The following is a 20,553-nucleotide window of genomic DNA, read 5'->3' as shown; positions in this document are numbered from 1 at the left end:
CTTTTTTCTTGAGATACTCACTTGGCGGCCGGGCTGACTGCCCGGTCGCCGCCTCCTAACGGAAGGCTCAGGCAGTCTCGAGCAGGCGGCGGGCGATGACCTGGGCCTGGATCTCCGCGGCACCCTCGAAGATCGAGAGGATGCGCGCATCGCAGAGCACACGGCTCACCGCGTATTCCAGCGCGAAGCCGTTGCCGCCATGGATCTGGAGGGCATTGTCCGCTGCCGCCCAGGCGACGCGGGCGCCGAGCAACTTGGCCATGCCGGCCTCGAGATCACAGCGCTTGCCCTCATCCTTCTCGCGGGCGGAGAAGTAGGTGAGCTGGCGCGCGATGTTGATCTCCACCGCCATCATGGCGATCTTGTCGGCGACGCGGGGGAAGTTGATCAGTGCCTTGCCGAACTGCACCCGATCCTCGGCGTAGCGCAGGCCTAGGTCGAGGGCGTTCTGCGCCACGCCGATGGCGCGGGCCGCCGTCTGGATGCGGGCGGATTCGAAGGTCTGCATGAGCTGGGTGAAGCCCTTGCCTTCGACCTCGCCGAGGAGGTTGGCCGCCGGCACTTCGAAATTGTCGAAGGCGAGCTCGTATTCCTTCATGCCGCGATAGCCGAGCACGTGGATCTCGCCGCCGGACAGGCCGGCCACCGGGAAGGGATCCGCATCGGTGCCGCGCGGCTTTTCAGCAACGAGGAGCGACAGACCCCGGTGACCCTTTTCCTCGGGCTTGGTGCGCACGAGGCAGGTCATGATGTCGGCGCGGACCGGATGCGTGATCCAGGTCTTGTTGCCCGAGATCTTCCAGACGTCGCCGTCCTTCACGGCCTTGGTCCGGAGGGACGCGAGGTCGGAGCCGGTATTCGGCTCGGTGAACACGGCGGTCGGGAGGGTATCGCCCGACGCGATGCCGGGCAGGAAGCGGTGCTTCTGCTCCTCGGTGCCGCCACACAGGATCAGTTCGGCGGCGATCTCCGAGCGGGTGCCGAGCGAGCCGACGCCGATATAGGCTCGGGACAGCTCCTCGGAGACGACGCACATGGAGATCTTGGGCAAGCCCATGCCGCCGTATTCCTCCGGAATCGTGAGGCCGAAGACGCCGAGCTCGGCCATCTTGGTGACGATCTCCATGGGGATGTAGGCGTTCTGGCTGTGCCACTCATGGGCGTGCGGCACGACTTCGGCGAGACCGAAGCGGCGCATCTCCGAACGGATCGCTTCCATGTCCTCGTCGAGACCGGATTTGCCGATAGTGGCAGAGCCGCCATTGTCGCGGATGCGTGCCACGAGTGCGGCGCGGTTCTCAGGCGTGTTGCCCTCGGCGATCATGCTCTCGACGGCATCCGTCCGGAACTTCATGACCTCGCGGGCGGACAGACCCAGCGAGCCGGTCGGACGCACGATCTCGCCCTGGCTCATGGGAATGCCGGAGAACATCTGGTCGAGATATTCTCCGATACCGATCTTCACGAGGAGCGCCTCCGTCTCCCCGAACTCACCGGTTTCGGTCAGGCGCGCCGCATAGGCGCCGAGTTCACGCACGCCCTCGGCATAGGTGGCGAGCCAGGCGAGGCCGTGGGCCGCATGCTGCTCGGCCTCGAGCTTCTCTGGCGAGATCTTACCCTCGGCGGAGAGGACCTTCGCGCGAACCCGGCGGGTTGCCTCGGCGACGAGGGCCTTGGCGGCTTCGCCGGCGCCCTGGGCCAGTGTCAGGAGATCCTGCGGTTCGGTGGAGATGGCCGGGGAAGCGGACATGGTTCGAATCTCTCAAATCAGAATGAGGGTTGGCGCTCATTATAGGCAGGTTTGCCAAGTCTGTAGAGGCGTCTCGCCGCAGCGCGGCACTATCCCACCTGAATTCATTATTTCTCGCCGTGAAAAGCCTGGTTCTGCTCGGCAAAGCCAGGAGATCTGAATTTTATTGAGAGACGAATCAAAGAAAAACTCATCTTCGGCTGGCGACCGCGACCCCAATCGTGGCCACCGCCATGCCGGCCATCTGAATCGGGGCCAGTGTCTCGCCGAACAGGAGATAGGCCATCGCCGCCGAGACCGGAGGGACCAGAAAGAGCAGGGAGGCGACGCCGGCCACCTCGCCACGCCGGATCAGGGCGAGAAGAAGCAGGATACCCGCCACCGAATTCACCAGGATCGACCACGCCAGTCCGCCCCAGAGCGGCAGGGACGCGTCGAAACGGCCCGTGCCGAACAGAAGCGCCGCCGGCACGGCAAGGAGCGCGGCCCCGACGAACTGGATCGCCGCATTCGGCAGCAATTCGGCCTGCCCCGCATGGCTTTTCTGCCACAGAGTGCCGATGGTCATCGCCACCATCGCCCCGAAGCAGGCGACGAGAGGCAACGCCGGGATGCCGGACGCGTCCGCCGCACCGATCTTCGGGGCGAGTACGAGAAGCGCACCGGCGAAGCCCGTGGCGATCCCGGCCCAGCGACGCGGGCTGACGACCTCGCCAAGGAACGGCCGCGCCATCGCTGCCGTCAGAAGGGGCTGGAGACTGCCGACCAGGGCGGCGATGCCCGATGGCAGACCACGCTCCACCGACCAGAATACGCCGATGACGTAGATGCCCTGCATCAGCACGCCGGCCACCAGGGCATCGCGCCATCCCGCGCGGCTGCGAGGGTATCTCGCGCCGAGGCCGAAGGTGATGGCGCTCAGAACGATGGCGACGCCGACGAGCCGGATGGCGACGAAGGTGAAGGCCTCCGCATGGGGCGCCACGAAACGTGCGGCGACGAAGCCCGACGCCCAGATCAGGACGAAGACCGACGAGACCACGGAAGCGGGCAAGGTGCGGGTTGGGGAAGCCGGCGTATCGACTGACATGACGGTGGCGCAGGCAACACACCGAACCGCTGAACACAAGCCGCACCGGTAACGGGCGGTACTGCATCGACCTGACGACCGACCCGGACGTTGCGCCGTCGCCCGGCCTCGCGTTTAGACAGTCTGTATCGTCGAGCCCCACAGATCACGAGAAGCGCCCCACCTGCCGTGAGCCGTCTCCGCAACAGCGCCAACATCGCCAGCCTCGCCGCCCAGCGCTTCGTCTCACATGACGGCTGGGCGATCGCGAGCCATATCGCTCTCTCGATCCTGACCTCGCTGTTTCCCTTCCTGATCCTGCTCGCGGCTTTGGCCGGCCTCCTTGGCACCAAGTCGCTCGCCGACGAAGCCGGCATCCTTATTTTCGATGCGTGGCCTCGCGAGGTGGCCAAACCCATTGCCGGGGAGGTTCACCGGGTGCTCACCGAGCAGCGCGGCGGCGTGCTCACCATCGGTGCTCTCCTTGCCCTCTACTTCTCGTCCTCGGGTGTCGAAAGCCTGAGGGTGGGGCTCAACCGTGCCTATGGCCTGCGCGAGACCAGGCCATGGTGGCTCACCCGCCTCGAATCGATCGGCTATGTCGTCTGCGGCGCCTTCGCCATGCTCGCCTTCGCTCTGCTGGTTGTCCTGGGGCCGCTGATCTGGCGCAGGGTCATTGACGTGGCGCCGGGGCTCGAGCCGTTGAGCCTCACTGTCGCCCTCGGCCGCATCGGCATCACCGCCTTTCTTCTCGCGGCGGTTCTCGTCATCGCCCACAAATTCGTGGCGGCCGGCCCCCGTCCGATCCTCTCGGTACTGCCCGGCGTCGTGGTGACGCTGGTGCTTTGGTTCCTGGCCGGCCTCGGGTTCGGCTTCTACCTCGACCGATTCTCCACCGCTTACGCCTCCACCTATGGCGGATTGGCGACCGCGATGGTCTTTCTGGTTTTTCTCTACTGGCTCGCCGCGATGTTCCTGTTCGGTGGCGAAATCAATGGCACCGTCATTGCAGCACGACGCCAGCGGCTCCAGGCCCGGATGCTGGCGAGACAGGCCGAGGCGCGCCGGCACTGAAGCAGGGTGCCGCCGCCGGCATGCCGACATCCACCTGTGACCTTCGCGGCCTATGCCGAACGGTCTCGCGCGGGCATGAGGGCGGCAGGGCTGGCGCGATGGTCGGTCGGAGGTTCAAGGGTAATGCGCATCAGGTTCGGCTGCGAGATGGGCTACGACTTCGCCTATCCTACTCCGATGATCGTCCGGTTGACGGCGCATCCGAGCCGGTTCGCGCGCGCGAACGAGCCGGACCGTCTGGCCATCGGCCCCGAGACGCCGCACGAAGTGTTCATCGACGATTTCGGCAACCGGTGCTGCCGCCTCGTGGCACCGGCGGGGGCGGTGACCCTGTCGGTGGAGGGATGGCTCGATGATGACGGCGATCTCGATCCCGTCGTGCCGCAAGCGATCCAGCATCCCATCGAGGATCTGCCCCTGGAGGCCCTACCCTTCCTGGTGGCGAGCCGCTACTGCGAGTCCGATCTGCTCTCGAACGAAGCGTGGCGCCTGTTCGGCGATGTCCCGCCCGGATGGGCCCGCGCTCAGGCGGTCTGCGATTGGGTCCACGGCCATATCAGCTTCGGCTACGGCTATTCGAACGTAGACCGCACCGCTGCAGATGCCCTCGCCGTCGGGCGCGGGGTCTGTCGCGACTATGCTCACCTGTTCGTAGCGTTCTGCCGTGGCCTCAACATGCCGACGCGTTATTGCACCGGCTATCTCAGTTTCATCGGCGAACCAGAGCCGCATGCGCCCGGGGATTTCGCCGCCTGGACCGAAGTCTATCTCGGCGGCGCGTGGCATGTCTTCGACCCGCGCAACAACGCTCCTCGTCGGGGCCGCATCCTCGTCGCCCGGGGGCGCGATGCGGCGGACGTTCCATTGACCCATACGTTTGGATCGAACGTGCTGACGAAGTTCCGGGTCTGGGCTGAGGAAGAGGTGGAGATCGAGACCTCCGTCGGATAGTTTCCGGAGTGGCCCCCTCCCCGACTCCGGGGGGAGGGGCGTTCATCTTAGGCCGCGAGTGCGAGGGCGGGCTCGGAGGCGTCCGCACCGGCCATGAACTGCGCCCGGGCGAGGTCGGCGAAGCGGCCGTTCTCCGCGACGAGTTCCTCGAAGGTTCCCGATTCGACGATCCGGCCCTCGTGGAAGACGAGGATACGGTCGGCGTTGCGAATCGTCGCCAGACGGTGGGCGATGACGAAGGTGGTCCGGCCTTCCATCACGGCCTCGAGGGCACCCTGCAGCTTGCGTTCTGTGGTCGCATCGAGAGCCGATGTCGCCTCGTCGAGGATCAGCACCGGCGGGTTCTTGAGCAACGCGCGGGCAATGGAGAGGCGCTGACGTTCGCCGCCGGAGAGCGAGCGGCCGCGCTCGCCGATGATCGTGTCGAGACCGTCGAACTGGCGATCCATGAACTCCGTCGCCTGGGCGCGGTCGAGGGCGTCGAGCATCTCCGCATCGGTAGCATCGGGACGGCCGACTTGGAGATTCTCGCGGATCGAGCGGGCGAACAGCATCGGCTCCTGGAACACCACGCCGATGTTGTGGCGCAGGGAGGCGAGGCCGATATCGCGGATGTCGGTACCGTCGATACGGATCGCGCCGGTATCCGGGTCGAACGCACGGTGCAGCAGACCCAGTGTGGTCGACTTACCCGAGCCGGTGGTTCCTACGAGGGCGATGGTTTGCCCGGCCTGCGCCGTGAAGGAGACACTCTCCACGGCCTTGCGGCGCGGGGTGTAGGAGAAGCCGACCTGATCGAAGGAGACCTCGCCCTCGAAACGGGCCACCTGCATGGCGCCGGGACGATCGTGGACGGCCGGGGTCGTGTCCAGAATCTCGAAATACTCGGCGATCTTGGGCATCTGCTGGAACAGACCGTTGATGCAAGTGGCGACCTGATCGAGGCGGGCGACGAGCATGGTGGCAAGGCTCATGAAGGCCACCACTTCGCCGATCGAGGCCATGCCGTGCTGACGCAGGGCGATACCCGTGATAAAGATGGCCGTCATGGTCAGGGTGGCGGCGGCGCGGGTCGCGACATTGGCGAGCGCCCACCACGACAGGACCGGGATCTGAGCCGCGAGCAGGTTGCGAATGATGCCGTGCATGGCCTCCTTCTCCGCCTTGGCGCGGGTGAAGGACTGGATGACGGCCACATTGCCGAGGGCGTCGGAGGCATGGGCGGCAAGGCCTGACTGGTAGGCCTCGACCCGGCCCTGCAGCATCTCGGTGCGACGCATGACGAAGGTGGTGAGCACGGTGAACATCGTCACCAGTACGACCAGGATGGAGCCGAGCTGCCAGTTCACGAACAGGGTCATCGGCAGGAGGACGGCGAGGGAGACGACGGCGACGAAATGATCGCGGAAGAAGCCGAGCCAGAGCCAGAACATGCCGTTCGATCCTTCCAGCATCGCCTTCAGGACGCGGCCGGAATGGTTCGAGGAATGGAAGGCCAGCGGCAGTTCCAGCACATGCTCGAAGTAATTCGCCATGGAAGCGAGACGATTGCGATGGGCCAGCCGGTCCGCATGCAGTGCGATGGTGACGCCGGCCGCGATGGTGAACAGCCCGAAGGCGACCCATGCGCCGATGAGCGGCGCCAGTGTCGAGAAGGCGTTACCGTCGCTCTTCAGATGCGTCAGCTGATCGATGATGCGCCCCATGAGCAGCGGCTCGGCGAAAGCCGCGACCGCGAGGGCCACATTGGCGACAGCGAGTAGGGCTGCCAAGCGCCGATCGGCGCCCAGTAGGCCCATGACGCGCGCATAGAGACGAACCAACGGCATGACGACGTGTGCTCCGATGCCAATCACGGCGCGGTCCTTTTGCCGGAACCTTCGCCCTCAACCCTTCGCCTTCGACCCGGCCCCCATTCATCGGAGATCACAAGCCATTCGGCGTGCTCGGCTTATCGCAAGGCCACCCTGAACGGCGAATGACAGGAATGCGCCGGGCGGACCGTTATCCTTTACGGTTCGTTCAGCGCGTCCGCCTAACTCTGGCCAAGTCGCTTTCCGCTCGGATGCTGTTCCGCGGTGCTGGGTAAGCCGACCAGGGTTCACCATGGATCTCGCAACCGGTATCGGGCTTCTCGGCGGCTTCGGTGTCGTCTTCACCCTGATCATGATCGATGGCGGCAACTTCGCCGCCTTTTTCGACAAGCACGCGGTCATCGTCATCTTCGGCGGTTCCACCGCGGCCACGATGATCCGTTTTCCGTTCGCCACGATGATGCATGGCCTGCCGATGGGTATGCGCTACGCTTTCACCATGCGGGCGATCAGACCGCGCGAACTCATCGAGGAGATCACCAAGATCGCCGATGTCGTGCGGAAATCCGGTCCGATGGCGCTGGAGAATATGGAGATCTCCGATCCCTTCCTGGCTCAGGGCGCCCGCTACATCGCCGACGGCTACGACCGCGAGTTCATCCGCGACACGATGGAGCGCGATCGCGACAACTTTCTCATGCATCTCGACGAGGGCTCGAAGATCTACCGCGCTTTCGGGGACTGCGCCCCCGCCTGGGGCATGATCGGCACCATTCTCGGCATGGTGACGATGTTCGCCAACATGTCGGACCCCTCCAAGCTCGGCCCCGCCATGGCGACCGCGCTGCTCGCCACTCTCTACGGCGCGCTGATTTCCAACATGATCGCGCTCCCGCTCGCCGACAAGCTGCACGTGAAGCTGGAGGAGGAGGACGTCTCCCGCTCCCTCATCATCGACGGCATCCTGCTCATCCGCGACTCGAAGAGCTCGTCCCTCGTGCGTGAGATGCTGGTCGCTTATCTGCCGCACAACCACCGCGACGACCTCGCGGCGGAAGCAGCCTAGCGGGAAGAGGGGTAATCGGCCGTGGCCAGGAAGAAGCGCGGAGGCCATGGCGGTCACGGATGGTTCGTGACCTTCGCCGATCTCATGGCGCTGCTCATGAGCTTCTTCGTGATGATCGCAGCCTATTCCACCCAGGACCAGAAGAAGATGCAGGCCGTGGCCGGCTCCATGCGCGATGCGTTCGGCGTCAACAAGGAATCGCGCTTTTCCGGAATTATCGAGGTGAACGGCCTGCCAACGCCGGGGCATATCAAGAACCGCAGCGATATCGCGCCGGAACAAGCCACCGATCGGCCAAAGCCGCCGGACAACGAATCGAATGCCCCGGAGGGGATTCAGGACAGCGGCTATCCGGAAGCGTTCGGCCTTGCCGCCGCCAGTCTGCGTCAGGCGATGCAGGACATGCCCGAGATCTCGGAACTCTCGAAGAACATCATCGTCAATCCGACGCAGAAGGGCGTTGATCTCTCGCTTGTGGATCAGGACGGCAGCACGATGTTCCCACACGGGTCGAGCCGCCCGAACGATCGGACCCGGCGCCTTCTTGAGAAACTCGCCCCCGTCATTCGAAAGCTGCCCAACCGTATCACCGTCACGGGCTATACCGCCACGGACCGGCCCGGCACGCGCCCCCCTGCCCCGCCCTGGGAGCTCTCGGCCGGTCGCGCCATCAGCGTGCGCGAAATCCTCGCCAGCGCCGGCGTGCCCGACGATCGCTTCGCTTCGGTCTCCGGCAAGGCGGATACCGAGCCGCTCTTTCCGGACAACCCGTACCTGTCCTCAAACCGGCGCGTGACGGTGACGCTCATGGGCGAGCAGGCACCGACGCCGCGCTCGATGAAGCTGCCCTGAGAAGAACGCGGGATCACTCGGCGACCAGCAACGCCCAATAGACCTTGTATTTCGAATTGGGTGCATAGGCCGTGGCGATGCCCATGCGTGTCGCCCGAGGGGCCAGCATGACGGCGTTATGGGCTGGGCTGTCGCGCCATCCCGAGAAGGCCTCCGCCAAGGTGTGGTAGCCGGCGGAAAGATTGGCCTGCGCGCCCGCATAGCCGAGCCGCTGCACCGCGACCTTCACCGTCTGGGCCTGGCTCGGCTTGTCTGCGGCCGCCATCGCCGCCGCCTCGGCTTCGGCCAGACGCTGCAGGTCCGGGTCGATCCGTAGTGGGGCACCGCCGCTTCGCGCACGATAGGCCGAGATCATATCACGCGCGGTCGCCGTATCGACCGATGCGCCGGAGGTGGTCATCGGCCAGTACAGGCTCGGAAGCGCACCGGTGGTCGGTGCTTCCTTGGCGCAGCCGGATAGCGCCAGACCGCCCAGAAGCGCGAGGCCGAACACCCGGAATCCCATCGTCATCGTTCTGGCCCCGCCTTCATCGTCGATCGTGTCGGTCTACGACACCTCCGCAGGGCTCCTACGCCGGTTCGGTTCACGGGGCGTTGCCGAGCGCATCGGCTCGGCTTCCTCGTTCGCGGAAGGGCTGACCTGCCGGTCATCGACCTCCTCCGCCTGAGCCGGCCGATCCTGGCTCCAGTTTTGCGCGAACACGCCGGCGATCTGCCCGAGCGCGGTCTGGACCGGCTCCAGGCCCTGGACGGTGACGACGCTCGATCCGGGGCCGAGAGCCGGGATGAACCCTGCGCCGGACAAGGCTTGAAACACGGAAAAGTTCAGGTCGCTCGTGACCTTCAGGCCCATGCTGACATCGACGATCATCGCGATCAGTTCGAATTCGAGGAAGGGATCGCCGATCTTGCGGAACACCACTCGCGGCGCCGGCTCCTTCAGCACGTCCGGATGGGCAGAGGCGCAGGCCACCAGCATCTCGGCGGCACGGACCGGATCCTGGTTGCGCAGGACGTTGACGGTGATGGTGACGCGGCCGGTGCGGTCGCCGCGAACCCGGTTCTTCACGATACCCGAGATGAGGTTCGAGTTCGGCACGATCACCGCCGAACGATCGAAGGTCTGGATCTCGGTGGAACGCACGGAGATGCGCTTCACGATGCCCTCGCTGTCGCCGATGAGCACCTGATCGCCGACGCGGATCGGTCGCTCCCAAAGCAGCAGCAGGCCCGAGACGAAGTTGTTGACGATGGATTGAAGGCCGAAACCGATACCGACCGAGAGCGCACCGGCGACGATGGTCAGCTTTTCGAGGCTCAAGCCCAGATAGGAGAAGGCCAGCGCCAGGGCGATCAGGAATCCGCAATAGCCGGTGATGGTGGAGATGGAGTTGCGCAAACCGGCGTCGAGGTCGGTGGCCGGCAGGTAGGTCTGTTCCAGCCAGCGCTGGACCGCGCGCGTGATGACGACGCCGATGACGAGAAGTCCCACCGCATACGCGATGGTCGAGAGCGAGATCGTCACGTCTCCGACCTTGAAGCCGAAGAAGGCGCTGCGTACGGAGGTGAAGACGTCGGTGGAATCGAGGCCCCAGGGCGCGAGCGCCAGCAGGGCGGCCACCAGGATCAGAACGACCCGGGCGAGCCCGGTCGACAGAACGGCGATCTGGTTGATCGAGCGCTTACGCAGCCCGGTATTGGCCTGAAGCGCTGTGGCGAAGCGGGTCTCGTCCTTGAGCGTACCGCCGATGAACGTGTCGGCGCTGGAGATCAGGAGGTAGAGCAACGCGATCAGGCACGCCGTCCAGACCAGCTGGTCGATGAGGAAGGCGGCGAAGGCGACATAGCCGACGAGGGGCGCGATGCCGATGACGATGACGGCCGCCCATCCAAGGAGACGCGCCGGTCCGCCGATCGTGGTGGTCGATTCCGGAGCGACGTAGGGACCGAAGCAGGCCTCCTCCTTGTCCGCCGTGTCGGCGAAGCGATGCAGGCCGATGGCGAGGATCAGGATGGTGGCGAGGGCGCCGATGCCACGGGTGGCGATGGAGATCGACAGGGCGGCGTAGATGCCGGAATTGAGCGCCTCGATGGATTTCACCACCGTGATCACCGTGGCGATGCCGACGGCGAGCCGCGTCAGCCGCGACGCGGTCGAATCGCTGAGCGGTGCCGGGCGCCAGGACGGCTTTTCCGGCGACAGCAGCGCATCGCACAGGGCCTCGACGAAGGCGATGAAGGCGAGGCCGCCGAGGATGGCGCCGGCCACCGGCATGAGCCGCTGCGGCAGCAGGTCCGTGGAATCGAGAGCGTAATAGACGGCGTAGCTTCCCACCACCGCCGGCACGGTGCCGAGGAGGAAGACGCGCCAGGCCGCCATCAGCTTCATGCGCTGAGTCGGATCGACCACGCTCTGGCTGCGCCGCCCGAGGCGCGGGGCGATGTTCCGGCGTCCGAAATACAGCGCCACGGAGATGCCCAGAGCTACCCCGAGTAGGAGGAGATTCCAGATCGATCCGTTGCGGCCGAACAGGCCGGCGATGTCGGTGACGGCGGCTTGCAGAGCCCGTATGTCGCGCGGGACATCGTCGGCGATACGCATCCAAAGGTCGGGATTCACCAGTGCCGACGAGCGCTCGAACAGGCCGCGAGTGAAAGCCGCCCTACGCTTGTTGGTGATCTGGTCGATGATCTGGTCGCTCTGCACGAGGAGCGATTTCGCCAGCCGCTGCGTCTCGTCGATCTCAGCGACCGCATGTTCGCGCTCGACCCGCTCCTTGGCGACGTCCTCGCCCTCCTCGCCTTCCTTCGGTTTCGGGCCGAGCTGCGTCAGGCGCTCGCGGGCGGCTTCGAGGCGCGGGGTGGTGGCATCGATGATTTGACGGATTCGGTCTGCGATGGCGTCGAGGCCGTCGCGTGCTTTCAGCAGGTTGGCGGGATCGACGTTGCGGCCTGCGAGAAGCTTCTCGCGCTCGTCGAGATTGGCCTTGGCTTCGTCGAGCCGGTCGCGGACATTCTTGATCGCCTCCGACACCGCCTGTTTCGGTGCTGGCGGCTTCGCGGCCGGAGCGGGGGCTGTAACAGCGGGTGGGACTGCGGCGGGCGGCGGCTTTGCCGGCTCCGTCTGCGCGGGGGCGGCGGGCGCCGCCTGGGCCAGAACCGGAAGGGGATTCAGTAGGGAAGCACCCATCCACGCGGCAAGGAGCGCTGCATGTCGCATTCTGCCCTTCATGAATCCCAGTTCCATGTCGTTCCTTTCATCGGCTCAGAACGCCCGCCCCTCTGGCGTCGGCAGGCGGACCCCGGCGCGTGGGGCAGGCACTTTACAGGCCCCGTCTCCGGCAAGGGCCGTGGCCATCACGGGAGCGCCAGCGAAGGCACCTCACACGCCGCAAGCGGCCGCGGGTCAAAAGTCGGATCGTCGGATGGCCGATCAATGGGGCGAAAGGGTGCCGCAGACACATCATTCGCTGAGGCGGCCCGAAAGATTGTGGGCCGCGACGTCGGGGATCGACCGGGCAACCTTCACAAGCGTGTCATGCTGATATTAGACTACCGCGCAATGGACAGAGCCTTTTCGTATCGACGCGAGGAGGTGGCGTTGGCCGTCCATGTTGATGTGCCTCGCCACGAACCGGGCGTTCCCGCCCGATACGACCGCTTTTGGCTAAGCCCAGGCCGGTCCACCCTCCCCGATCATCTGTTCTCTTCGCATCTTGTGCCGGTCCGGCGACCGAGATTTGTTCCCCGGATGCCAAAGTCGAAGACCGAACTGCCGGGACCACCGATCTTTCATCATCCGGGGACGATGCCGCGCCGTAACGCGTTGCGTCGTCCCTTCGTCGATCCGTCAAGAGAGTAGCGCCATGCTGGATCTCCAAACGCTCGTCCTCAACGCGGATTACCGGCCGCTTTCGTATAATCCGCTGTCCCTATGGTCCTGGAAGGACGCTTTCACCGCCCTGTTCCTCGACAGGGTCACGCTGGTGGCCAGCTACGATGTCGAGGCCCGCTCGCCGAGCCGCGCCCTGCGGGTCCCGAGCGTCGTCGCCCTCAAGAACTACGTGACCCTGGCGCGCAGTCCGGCCTTCACGCGCTACAACATCTACCTGCGCGACACCTTCTCCTGTCAGTATTGCGGGCTTCGGATGCCCTCGGGCGGGTTGACCTTCGACCACGTCATTCCGCGTTCGCGGGGCGGATTGTCGAGCTGGGAGAATGTCGTAGCCGCCTGCTCACCGTGCAACCTGCGCAAGGCGAACCGCACTCCGGCGGAAGCGGAGATGCCGCTTCTGCATGAGCCTCACCGGCCGACGCGGCATGAACTCCATCGTCGCCAGCCGGAATTCGATCACCGCGAATACCACCACACCTGGCTGGACTACCTGTACTGGGACAGCGAACTGGAAAGCTGACGCCGGTCAGTCGTTGGAAAAGCGCGGTGGAGGTTCGTTGTAGACCGGTGCGTTGGGGTTGTGTGTGGGAACGAGCTCCATGGCGAGCGGCGGCTGGTAGATGGTCCGCGCAATGCGTGGTGCTGGTCGGTAGCAATGGTCGCGATAGGGAATCTGCGTCGGCGGAAGGCTGCGATGGCGATCAACATCCGTGAGGTAATCATGTCCTACATGGACGCAGGATAGTCGGTCTCCCGCCTCGGCATTCGGCACAGAGACGAACGCGATAGCCGCAATGCCGATGACGATCGTAGATCGTAGCATGGCGCAATCTTTCGGAGTGAGGATGGGACAAGCGGCCGGGTGTCTTGAGTAGACTCCGGTTTCAGGGGATAATCAGAACTTGATGCCGACCGCGCCACGAACAGTATTGACGTTTACTTTCACGTCTCCGAATTTCGCGAACTGCAGATATTGGTACTCACCGCGTACGAATATGTTTTGTGTAAGCAGGTAATCTCCGCCGATACCAAGCGCATATCCAAGGCTGTATTTCTCTTTGGTGGTGCCGCCGTTTTCGCTCAGGCCGCCGACCAGATTCGTTCGATTGATGTCCGAATATTCCCTGAGATCGACGCTCACGTCATTGCCGACTACGGCTCGACCTATCGCCAACCCGGCTGTCACGAAGGGCAGAAATGCTCCCATCGGATAACCCGCTCGCATGCGTATCGTCGCATAATCCTGAAGGCTGGCATGCGCGGCGGTGGAAATCCTGTAAATATCATAGGTTCCGTTGCTGAGCATCACGCGCCGGGTGAGGCTGTCCTCTGATCGTCCTTTCTGATTGACGCTGGTATAATCGACCTCCAGGCCAATGACTGCCTCGTCGAATTGATAGTTGTAGCCGGCAAAGCCTCCAGTCCCGACATCGTGGGGCCGAGCAGGTTTCAGAGTATTGCTTCCCGAGATGCGATACTCGCTCTCGATAGCCGTGCTGCGAAGGATCTGCGCAAGATCCGATTGACCGGAGGATCCAAAATTCAGCGACGTCGTGGTGTATCCGGCATGGCCACCGAAATAGCCACCGTTCCAATCAATCTCGGCCGAGGCCGTCTCGTAATCCGGGCCTCGCAACACGCCATAGTCAAGGTCGGCAGCGTGGGCTGCTGGATGGCAAACGAGGGCAACGCCGGTGAGAAGTGCAAGGGTGACGGTACGCATTGAGGTCGTCCTCAGGGCTGCAGCCCGATTGTTCTTTCCGAACCTTGCGTCGTTTCTAATACAGTAACCTTAATGGTCCGTTCCGGTCGGATTCAATGAATTACGGCAAGGTCTATTCTCGTGGTCGCACGACGAGAAAGCCCGCACGGCGTGGGCCGGGCGGGCTTTAAGCGTGAATGTGTAAGACGCCCGAAGGTCCCGGCGCGCCCCGCCCTGCCCTACTCGTAGGGATTGCCGCCGCCGTAACCGCCGCCCCCGAAGGCGGCGGCACCGCCGGCGAAGCTGTAGCGCAGGCCGACGCGGACCTCGTTGGCCGAGATGTCCTTCAGGCGTGTGCCGAAGCCGAAATCGTCGAGGCCCGTCTTGGCGCGGCCGAGATTGACGTAACGATAGTTCGCATCGATCGCGAAGCCCGCGCCGATCTCATAGGAGACGCCTCCGGTCAGCGCCCAGGCCAGCGAGGTGACCGAACCGTTGCGACGCGCAGCAGCGGGACGAGGGCCGACCACCGGGTTTCCGTCACAGCCCACGGGAACGTTGCAGGTCGTCTGGGTATAGGCGTTGCGGAAGTCCTTCTGAGCGATACCGATACCGCCGCCGATATAGGGGGTAAGTCCCCACCATGTTCCGAGATCGGCATAGACGTTCACGAGGGCCGTCAGCACGTCGAGCTTGCCGGCTTCGATGTTGTATCCTCTCGCGAAGGTCGGGTCGGACGACGAGTAGGTGGTGAAACGGCTGGGCAGGCGCTGGTCGATGGTGGCGTCCATGCGCAGCCAGTTGTTGAAGCGGTAGCCGATGCCGCCGCCATAGCCGGGTTGATGGCTCAGGCGCAGCCGCACCAGGGGCGGCGTGCCCGGTTCGACCAGCGTCGCGTCTTTGGGGTGATCGAAATAGCTCTCGGTGAAATCGGCACGCAGGTACCAGCCGCTTCCGATCTGGACCGGGGCGGGAGCCGGCGGAGGTGGCGGCGGTGGCAAGAGGTCCGCGGCGAGGGGCGGCGCGGCAGTGCCGATCGCCAGTCCGGCGAGGATCGCAGCTACGGCTGCGGAGCGGTATAGGCGGGGCGGAGTCATCATGGTCCTCACGGAGGCATCGGCCGGAAAGCGCATGGTACGGATGCATGCCGGCGAGGGGTTCGACTGACCAAGATGATGAATTTAAAAGGTTATGATCGCCTTAACCCTAACGGTCCCCGGGCCGGGAAAAGAAAGATCGCGGCAGCGTTAACCCGGCGGTCGTGCGCGCACGAACGAAGACGGCGCGGATACCGATCCGCGCCGTCTTCGTGGTGTCATTGATACATTCAGTATTTACGGACGATCGGTTCCGGCATCGGCTGATACTCAACCGCCGGAGCAACGGCGCCGCCGAGGATCCAGCGCATGCCGACCTTCACATCATGCGAGGCGATGTCCTTCAGGTGGTAATCCGTTTTGCAGAAGGGCGGCGCGTCGCAGGTGATCGTGCCGGTCTGCGCTGAACCCATGTTGAGATAGCGATAGGCGAGCTCGAGCTTGAGGTTCGGCGTAATGGAATAGCCGAGACCGGCATGGGCCGCCCAAGCGAAACTGAGCTTCTGCTTCTCCGGACCCGAGCCAAAGCCGCCCTGATAAAGGCCTTGGCCGTTGTCGGTCACGCCGCCGAACATGTGGTGGGCAAAGCCGACACCTGCGCCCACGAACGGGGTGACGCCGTAATATGTGCCGAGATCGACGTAGCCGTTGGCCATGCCGACCACTGAGGAGAACTTCCCGGACGTGCGATTGATGCCGCCGCTCGGCGTCTCGGCCGCATAGAAAATCCATTTCGCTTCCGAGCGGTACTCGCCGGTGAAATCGAAACGAAGCCAGGAATTGGCCTGATAGCCGATACCCGCGCCCACGAACGCCTGGTTGCCCAGATAATCCTTGAGGACATTGTACTTGTACGGGATCGGAGGGATGGTGACGTCTTTCGCGACGGTGTGCCCTTCGCCCAGAATACCGGCACCGGCGTCGCCGCGCAGATACCACGCCCCGCCGATCTCGATCGGCGGGGGCAGCGGCTCGGGCGGTAAAGTGGGAAGCAAGTCGGCGGCCTGCGCGAGGCATGGCGCTCCCACGCTCGCAAGGAGCGTGATCGAGCGCGCCAAGGCAGAAAGCTTGGAACGGCGCATAATGGATCCTTCAACTCGATCGTTCGGCTGAAGTGTGGGAGCACCAGCCTGGATGACGACTCCATCATCCGTCGGATGAGTTAAATCGTGCTTAACGTTAAACGTTAGCCTTTCCGAACCGTTAGAGTCCAAAGCCCTACTGCAACTTGCAGACGATATCGTCGCGTCGCAGGGCTTGCATTCGCGCTGCGTCTCCTTGGTTGTCGCGAGTCATGAGGCGGAGAAATCGATGCGTCCTGAAGACGTGCGCGCCCTGGCGCTAATGCTGCCCGGCGTGGAGGAAGGCGCCCATATGGGCCATCCGGATTTTCGCATCGGCGGGCGGATCTTCGCCACCCTCTGGATCGACGACGAACGCGTCGTTCTCAAATTTCCGGCCGAGCATCAGGCGCTCTTGGTCGAGGCGGAGCCGGACCTGTTCGACCCCGTTCCCGGCGCCTGGGGGCGGCGTGGCTGGACCAACCTGTTCCTGGATGGAGCGGATGAGGAGACGCTCAGAAGCGCTCTCCTCACGGCATGGCGCTACCTCGCGCCGGAGGCGTTGCGTGATTAGGCCGCGGCCTTGGCAACGGCGTCAACGATATCGTCCACTACTTCCGTGACGAGGCTACGGTCATCGCCCTCCGCCATCACGCGAATGACCGGCTCCGTGCCTGAGGGCCTGATGACGACGCGGCCGGTCTCACCGAGACGCTCGCGGCCATGGGCGATGGCGGTGACGACCGCATCCTGCTGCAGCGGCGCGCCGGAGCGGTAGCGCACGTTCTTGAGGATCTGCGGCAGCGGGTCGAAGCAATGGCAGACTTCGCTCACCGGCCGCTCCTGGCGCTTGACCACGCTCAGAAGCTGGAGTGCCGCTACGAGACCGTCCCCGGTGGTGGCGTAATCCGACATGATGATGTGCCCCGACTGCTCGCCGCCGAGATTGTAGCCGTGCTCACGCATGTGCTCGAGGACGTAGCGATCACCGACCGCCGTGCGAGCGAGGCCGAGGCCGATCCCGCCGAGGAACCTCTCGAGGCCGAGATTGGACATGATCGTTGCGACGATGCCGGGCTGGGTCAGCCGGTCGTCGTCCTTCCAGGACCGCGCCACGACGGCCATCAACTGGTCGCCATCCACCGATTGGCCCTTCTCATCGACGATGAGAACACGGTCCGCGTCGCCGTCGAGGGCAATGCCGATATCCGCCCGCAACTCCCGCACCTTGGCGGCAAGGGCCGCGGGTGCCGTCGAGCCGACATCGTGGTTGATGTTGAAGCCGTCGGGGTCGACACCGATGGCGATCACTTCTGCACCGAGCTCCCAGAGAGTTTCCGGCGCGACGCGGTAAGCCGCGCCGTTGGCGCAATCGACCACCACCCGCAGGCCGTCGAGGGTGACGTTGCGGGGCAGCGTGCGCTTGGCGAATTCGATGTAGCGGGCATGCACGCTCTCGATCCGCTTGGCGCGGCCGAGATCGCGCGGGCCGGCAAGCTTCTTGTGCAGCTCCCCGTCGATCAAGGCTTCGATGGCGCGCTCGACATCGTCGTTCAGTTTGAATCCGTCCGGGCCGAACAGCTTGATGCCATTGTCCTCGAACGGATTGTGCGAGGCGGAGATCATGACCCCGAGATCGGCGCGCATGGAGGGGGTGAGCATGGCCACGGCCGGCGTCGGCATCGGGCCGAGCAGCATCACGTCCATGCCCACCGATGTGAACCCCGCGACGAGAGCCGTCTCGATCATGTAGCCGGACAAGCGGGTGTCCTTGCCGATCACGACCCTGTGGCGGTGATCGCCCCGCTGGAACACCAATCCCGCCGCCTGCCCTACCTTGAGGGCGAGTTCAGGGGTGATCACCCCATTGGCGCGGCCCCGGATGCCGTCTGTGCCGAAATACTTACGCACGTTCTTCAATCCTGATCGTCACGGCCCGTCATAGCCGGTTTCGTTTCGCTGAATGGTATCGAAGCATGGCAAACGAATGGTGCTGCGTCCCAGTTCGGTCAAGCTTCGTCGCGGGTGAGGAGGCCGGTGAAGCCGGTAATGATCAGGGAAACGAGGACGGCGCCCTCGATCTGCTCTGCGATGCTGAAATAATAGAGCGCCACCCCTCGCCAGGTCGCCGTGTTTACCCGCCAAAACCGGTCCGTGCCGGCATCGAAGAGCGGCATGAAGGTATCGAACGAATAGGCCAGCGGATCGAAGGCCGGGTAAAGGTTGACGAGCTTATCCCTCGCCTCGTCGCTGCTCGTGACGCCGGGCACGAAATCGGCCGCCGCCGTTCGGACGAAGATCTCTCCGTCCTGGCAGAGACGTGGCCCCGCTTTGCAGGATTCGAAGGCAGCGCCGGTATAGACGGCGGCCCAGACCACGATGACCACAATCGACCAGCCCACGGCCTTCCACGGATTGAACCCATAATCGGCCAGGACGTGCAGCAGCCAGTTGATGCAGCGCAGGAACCACCCGGTTTCACGCGCGTGCCGTTCGGCCACGCGGCGGGCGATTGCGATGCGGTGAGCATCCTCCTCGTAACCCTGGCTCGCCAGCACCTTGGCGAGATGGCGCCAAGGTTGCGGGCGAAGCCGGGTGAAGAGATCGTCGCGGGATTGCCCGCGGAGCCAGCGCTGCCTCGCCGTATGCGTCGGCAGCGAGGGCACTGCGTCGCCGTCTGGATTGTCTAGATGCTGGTATTCGAACCCGTCTAAGATGAGGTGATCGGCGTCGCGATCCTTCGCATCGCGAAACCTGTCAGGACCGAGACTACGGCGGAGGGGCACAGGAACTGGCCAGGCGGAGGCAAAATCCACATAGGTGCCCACCTTCAGCCGGGAGAGATCGACGATTCCGCGCGGGCGTCCGCATCCCGGATACCGCATGTCTGTGGCATCCGGCATGATCAGGTGCGAAATATTGGATTCGCTCAGATCAAGGGCAACGAAGCGCAAGGGATCGTCTTCAAAGCTCGCCACCCCATGCGCAGCTTCGCCGTGGGTGTCCTGGGCAATCGCGCTTGACAGGATGTGGCTGCCGGAGAGATCGAGGGAGCCGCGAATCTCGACCCCCGAGAGCAGGATCGCACCGGTGACATAGGCGTCGCGCCCTATGATGAATCGTCCCTTCGTCTCGATGCCGCGCCCATCGAGCGCACCGGACGGGCCACCCGTCAGAGTGCCTCCGCTGATCTCGAAATGATGCTCCACGGTTGCGCGGCTGAAATTGAGGCCGCCGTTGATCGTGCTGGGAATGGGGACGTTGTCAGGTCCGACTCCGCCGCGCAGGATGACGCTGCCGATACGGCTGCCCTGGGCATTGATGGCGGTACCATTCGGTTGGTGGAATGTCGCCCCCTCGGCGGCAAACTGCGCGGCAATGTGAGCGCTGACGAGGTGGCAGGTGCCCATGATGGTCGCGCCATCGAGGAAGATCCCCGCTACCGTCATGTCCTGCACATCAATGGCATCGCCGGCGGGGTTGTCGAAGACCGCACCCACGGCGACGAATTGCCCTCGGATCGTCGCACCGAGGAAGCGGCACCCTCCCTTCACCGTCGCATGATTGAGGAAAGACCCAGCCATGGAACTGCGCTGGGCGTTGATCGCATCTCCATTGGGGTGATCGAACACGGCTCCGTCTGCCGTGAATGTGCTGGCGATCGAGGCTCCGCTGATATCGCAGGTGCCGGTGAAGGTGGCATGCGAGATGAAGAGCGGTCCGGCAATTGTGACGCCTTGAGCCGACAAGCCGTTACCGATGCGGCTCTTCTCGAAAGACAATGTCCGCGTATGGCTGTTGCTGATGTCGATGCCGTCCGGGATCTCCGCATCGTCGATCCAGAGCGGTCTGACAAGGTAGCGGTCGGCACAGGCAAGGAGGCCCACGACACGGCCGCCGACCAGCCGCACGCCCTCGGGAGCCACGGGCCAGTCCGTTCTCTCGACGCAGACGAGAGCCCGGATCACGCTGGCGCGGATGGCCTCCCCGGGGGCGAGCCTTAGGATGTCACCTGCACGGCCGGCCTCGACGAGACGGTATTCCGGATCAGTCAGTTCACCGATCGCGTCCTGTGCCGCTTCGTGCATCGATAGTGGCGCCTTATCGCGACGATGGACACGGCCGACCCGCGCCTCGCCATATGGTCGATCCGCGATGCCGTCCGGATTGGGCTTTGGCAACCAAAAGAAAAGCGGCGAGGTCGCCCTCGCCGCTTTGTTAT

General features: G+C 64.4%; 16 protein-coding genes. 6 read left to right on the top strand and 10 right to left on the bottom strand.

All coding sequences use genetic code 11. From position 1 onward, the window contains the following. Positions 1-67: 67 nt before the first annotated feature. Together A3OM_RS0107155 and A3OM_RS0107150 are read right to left on the bottom strand one after the other, a co-directional pair. A complete protein-coding gene (locus A3OM_RS0107155) occupies positions 68-1,750 on the bottom strand; it encodes an acyl-CoA dehydrogenase family protein (protein WP_018043054.1) in 1,683 nt (560 codons plus the stop codon). Between the two features lie 190 nt (positions 1,751-1,940). Then, complete coding sequence (locus tag A3OM_RS0107150; RefSeq protein ID WP_043764310.1) at positions 1,941-2,840, bottom strand: DMT family transporter; 900 nt, start codon at positions 2,838-2,840, stop codon at positions 1,941-1,943. Between the two features lie 168 nt (positions 2,841-3,008). Here A3OM_RS0107150 and A3OM_RS0107145 point away from each other — a divergent pair, with 168 nt between their 5' ends. Beyond that, on the top strand, positions 3,009-3,893 hold the full coding sequence (locus A3OM_RS0107145) for a YihY/virulence factor BrkB family protein (protein ID WP_018043052.1): 885 nt from the start codon (positions 3,009-3,011) through the stop codon (positions 3,891-3,893). A 123-nt stretch (positions 3,894-4,016) separates the two neighbouring features. Continuing rightward, positions 4,017-4,844: a transglutaminase family protein gene (locus tag A3OM_RS0107140; RefSeq protein WP_018043051.1), complete on the top strand. Its 828-nt coding sequence runs from the start codon at positions 4,017-4,019 to the stop codon at positions 4,842-4,844. Between the two features lie 47 nt (positions 4,845-4,891). On the opposite strand, the gene A3OM_RS0107135 is transcribed toward A3OM_RS0107140, so the two are convergent. After that, positions 4,892-6,673 (bottom strand): glucan ABC transporter ATP-binding protein/ permease, encoded by a 1,782-nt coding sequence (locus tag A3OM_RS0107135; RefSeq protein ID WP_018043050.1) that lies wholly within the window; start codon positions 6,671-6,673, stop codon positions 4,892-4,894. 277 nt (positions 6,674-6,950) lie between these two features. Between A3OM_RS0107135 and A3OM_RS0107130 the strand changes: the two genes are divergently transcribed. Together A3OM_RS0107130 and A3OM_RS0107125 are read left to right on the top strand one after the other, a co-directional pair. Then, positions 6,951-7,724 (top strand): MotA/TolQ/ExbB proton channel family protein, encoded by a 774-nt coding sequence (locus tag A3OM_RS0107130; RefSeq protein ID WP_018043049.1) that lies wholly within the window; start codon positions 6,951-6,953, stop codon positions 7,722-7,724. 21 nt (positions 7,725-7,745) lie between these two features. Continuing rightward, entirely contained in the window at positions 7,746-8,576 is an 831-nt protein-coding gene (locus A3OM_RS0107125) for a flagellar motor protein MotB (protein ID WP_018043048.1), read from the top strand. A gap of 13 nt (positions 8,577-8,589) precedes the next feature. On the opposite strand, the gene A3OM_RS0107120 is transcribed toward A3OM_RS0107125, so the two are convergent. Both A3OM_RS0107120 and A3OM_RS23625 read right to left on the bottom strand, forming a co-directional pair. Continuing rightward, a complete protein-coding gene (locus A3OM_RS0107120; protein WP_026175803.1) occupies positions 8,590-9,081 on the bottom strand; it encodes a CAP domain-containing protein in 492 nt (163 codons plus the stop codon). Between the two features lie 42 nt (positions 9,082-9,123). Next, positions 9,124-11,796: a DUF3772 domain-containing protein gene (locus A3OM_RS23625; RefSeq protein WP_245257768.1), complete on the bottom strand. Its 2,673-nt coding sequence runs from the start codon at positions 11,794-11,796 to the stop codon at positions 9,124-9,126. A 646-nt stretch (positions 11,797-12,442) separates the two neighbouring features. On the opposite strand from A3OM_RS23625, the gene A3OM_RS0107110 reads away from it, so the two are divergent. Then, a complete protein-coding gene (locus tag A3OM_RS0107110; RefSeq protein WP_018043045.1) occupies positions 12,443-12,991 on the top strand; it encodes an HNH endonuclease in 549 nt (182 codons plus the stop codon). A 375-nt stretch (positions 12,992-13,366) separates the two neighbouring features. On the opposite strand, the gene A3OM_RS0107105 is transcribed toward A3OM_RS0107110, so the two are convergent. The 3 genes from A3OM_RS0107105 to A3OM_RS0107095 all read right to left on the bottom strand — a co-directional run bounded on the left by A3OM_RS0107105 (position 13,367) and on the right by A3OM_RS0107095 (position 16,352). Next, positions 13,367-14,194: an outer membrane beta-barrel protein gene (locus A3OM_RS0107105; RefSeq protein WP_018043044.1), complete on the bottom strand. Its 828-nt coding sequence runs from the start codon at positions 14,192-14,194 to the stop codon at positions 13,367-13,369. A gap of 218 nt (positions 14,195-14,412) precedes the next feature. Continuing rightward, a complete protein-coding gene (locus tag A3OM_RS0107100) occupies positions 14,413-15,273 on the bottom strand; it encodes an outer membrane beta-barrel protein (RefSeq protein WP_043764514.1) in 861 nt (286 codons plus the stop codon). A 227-nt stretch (positions 15,274-15,500) separates the two neighbouring features. Next, positions 15,501-16,352 carry an outer membrane beta-barrel protein gene (locus tag A3OM_RS0107095; RefSeq protein WP_018043042.1) on the bottom strand — a complete coding sequence of 284 codons (852 nt, stop codon included), beginning with the start codon at positions 16,350-16,352 and terminating at the stop codon, positions 15,501-15,503. Positions 16,353-16,581: 229 nt separating this feature from the next. Here A3OM_RS0107095 and A3OM_RS0107090 point away from each other — a divergent pair, with 229 nt between their 5' ends. Next, a complete protein-coding gene (locus A3OM_RS0107090; protein WP_026175801.1) occupies positions 16,582-16,905 on the top strand; it encodes an MmcQ/YjbR family DNA-binding protein in 324 nt (107 codons plus the stop codon). On the opposite strand, the gene glmM is transcribed toward A3OM_RS0107090, so the two are convergent. Continuing rightward, positions 16,902-18,242, bottom strand: coding sequence for a phosphoglucosamine mutase (gene glmM, locus A3OM_RS0107085; protein ID WP_026175800.1), 1,341 nt, complete (start codon positions 18,240-18,242; stop codon positions 16,902-16,904). The two genes, A3OM_RS0107090 and glmM, sit on opposite strands and share 4 nt — an antisense overlap. A 98-nt stretch (positions 18,243-18,340) precedes the next feature. After that, a complete protein-coding gene (locus A3OM_RS0107080) occupies positions 18,341-20,419 on the bottom strand; it encodes a hypothetical protein (protein WP_018043039.1) in 2,079 nt (692 codons plus the stop codon). Positions 20,420-20,553: the final 134 nt, after the last annotated feature.

This window comes from Methylobacterium sp. 88A, from assembly GCF_000376345.1.
Lineage (GTDB): Bacteria > Pseudomonadota > Alphaproteobacteria > Rhizobiales > Beijerinckiaceae > Methylobacterium > Methylobacterium bullatum.
The sequence above is the reverse complement of the archived record's forward strand: the minus strand, read 5'-3'. Positions and strand labels throughout refer to the sequence as shown.

Bases quoted from the DNA above. Each gene is read 5' to 3' on its own strand.
- A3OM_RS0107090 (WP_026175801.1), top strand. From the start codon at position 16,582: ATGCGTCCTGAAGACGTGCGCGCCCTGGCGCTAATGCTGCCCGGCGTG.
- A3OM_RS0107110 (WP_018043045.1), top strand. From the start codon at position 12,443: ATGCTGGATCTCCAAACGCTCGTCCTCAACGCGGATTACCGGCCGCTT.
- A3OM_RS0107130 (WP_018043049.1), top strand. From the start codon at position 6,951: ATGGATCTCGCAACCGGTATCGGGCTTCTCGGCGGCTTCGGTGTCGTC.
- A3OM_RS0107105 (WP_018043044.1), bottom strand. From the start codon at position 14,194: ATGCGTACCGTCACCCTTGCACTTCTCACCGGCGTTGCCCTCGTTTGC.
- A3OM_RS23625 (WP_245257768.1), bottom strand. From the start codon at position 11,796: ATGCGACATGCAGCGCTCCTTGCCGCGTGGATGGGTGCTTCCCTACTG.
- A3OM_RS0107135 (WP_018043050.1), bottom strand. From the start codon at position 6,673: ATGCCGTTGGTTCGTCTCTATGCGCGCGTCATGGGCCTACTGGGCGCC.
- A3OM_RS0107120 (WP_026175803.1), bottom strand. From the start codon at position 9,081: ATGGGATTCCGGGTGTTCGGCCTCGCGCTTCTGGGCGGTCTGGCGCTA.
- A3OM_RS0107140 (WP_018043051.1), top strand. From the start codon at position 4,017: ATGCGCATCAGGTTCGGCTGCGAGATGGGCTACGACTTCGCCTATCCT.
- A3OM_RS0107155 (WP_018043054.1), bottom strand. From the start codon at position 1,750: ATGTCCGCTTCCCCGGCCATCTCCACCGAACCGCAGGATCTCCTGACA.
- A3OM_RS0107100 (WP_043764514.1), bottom strand. From the start codon at position 15,273: ATGATGACTCCGCCCCGCCTATACCGCTCCGCAGCCGTAGCTGCGATC.
- A3OM_RS0107080 (WP_018043039.1), bottom strand. From the start codon at position 20,419: ATGCACGAAGCGGCACAGGACGCGATCGGTGAACTGACTGATCCGGAA.
- A3OM_RS0107150 (WP_043764310.1), bottom strand. From the start codon at position 2,840: ATGTCAGTCGATACGCCGGCTTCCCCAACCCGCACCTTGCCCGCTTCC.
- A3OM_RS0107095 (WP_018043042.1), bottom strand. From the start codon at position 16,352: ATGCGCCGTTCCAAGCTTTCTGCCTTGGCGCGCTCGATCACGCTCCTT.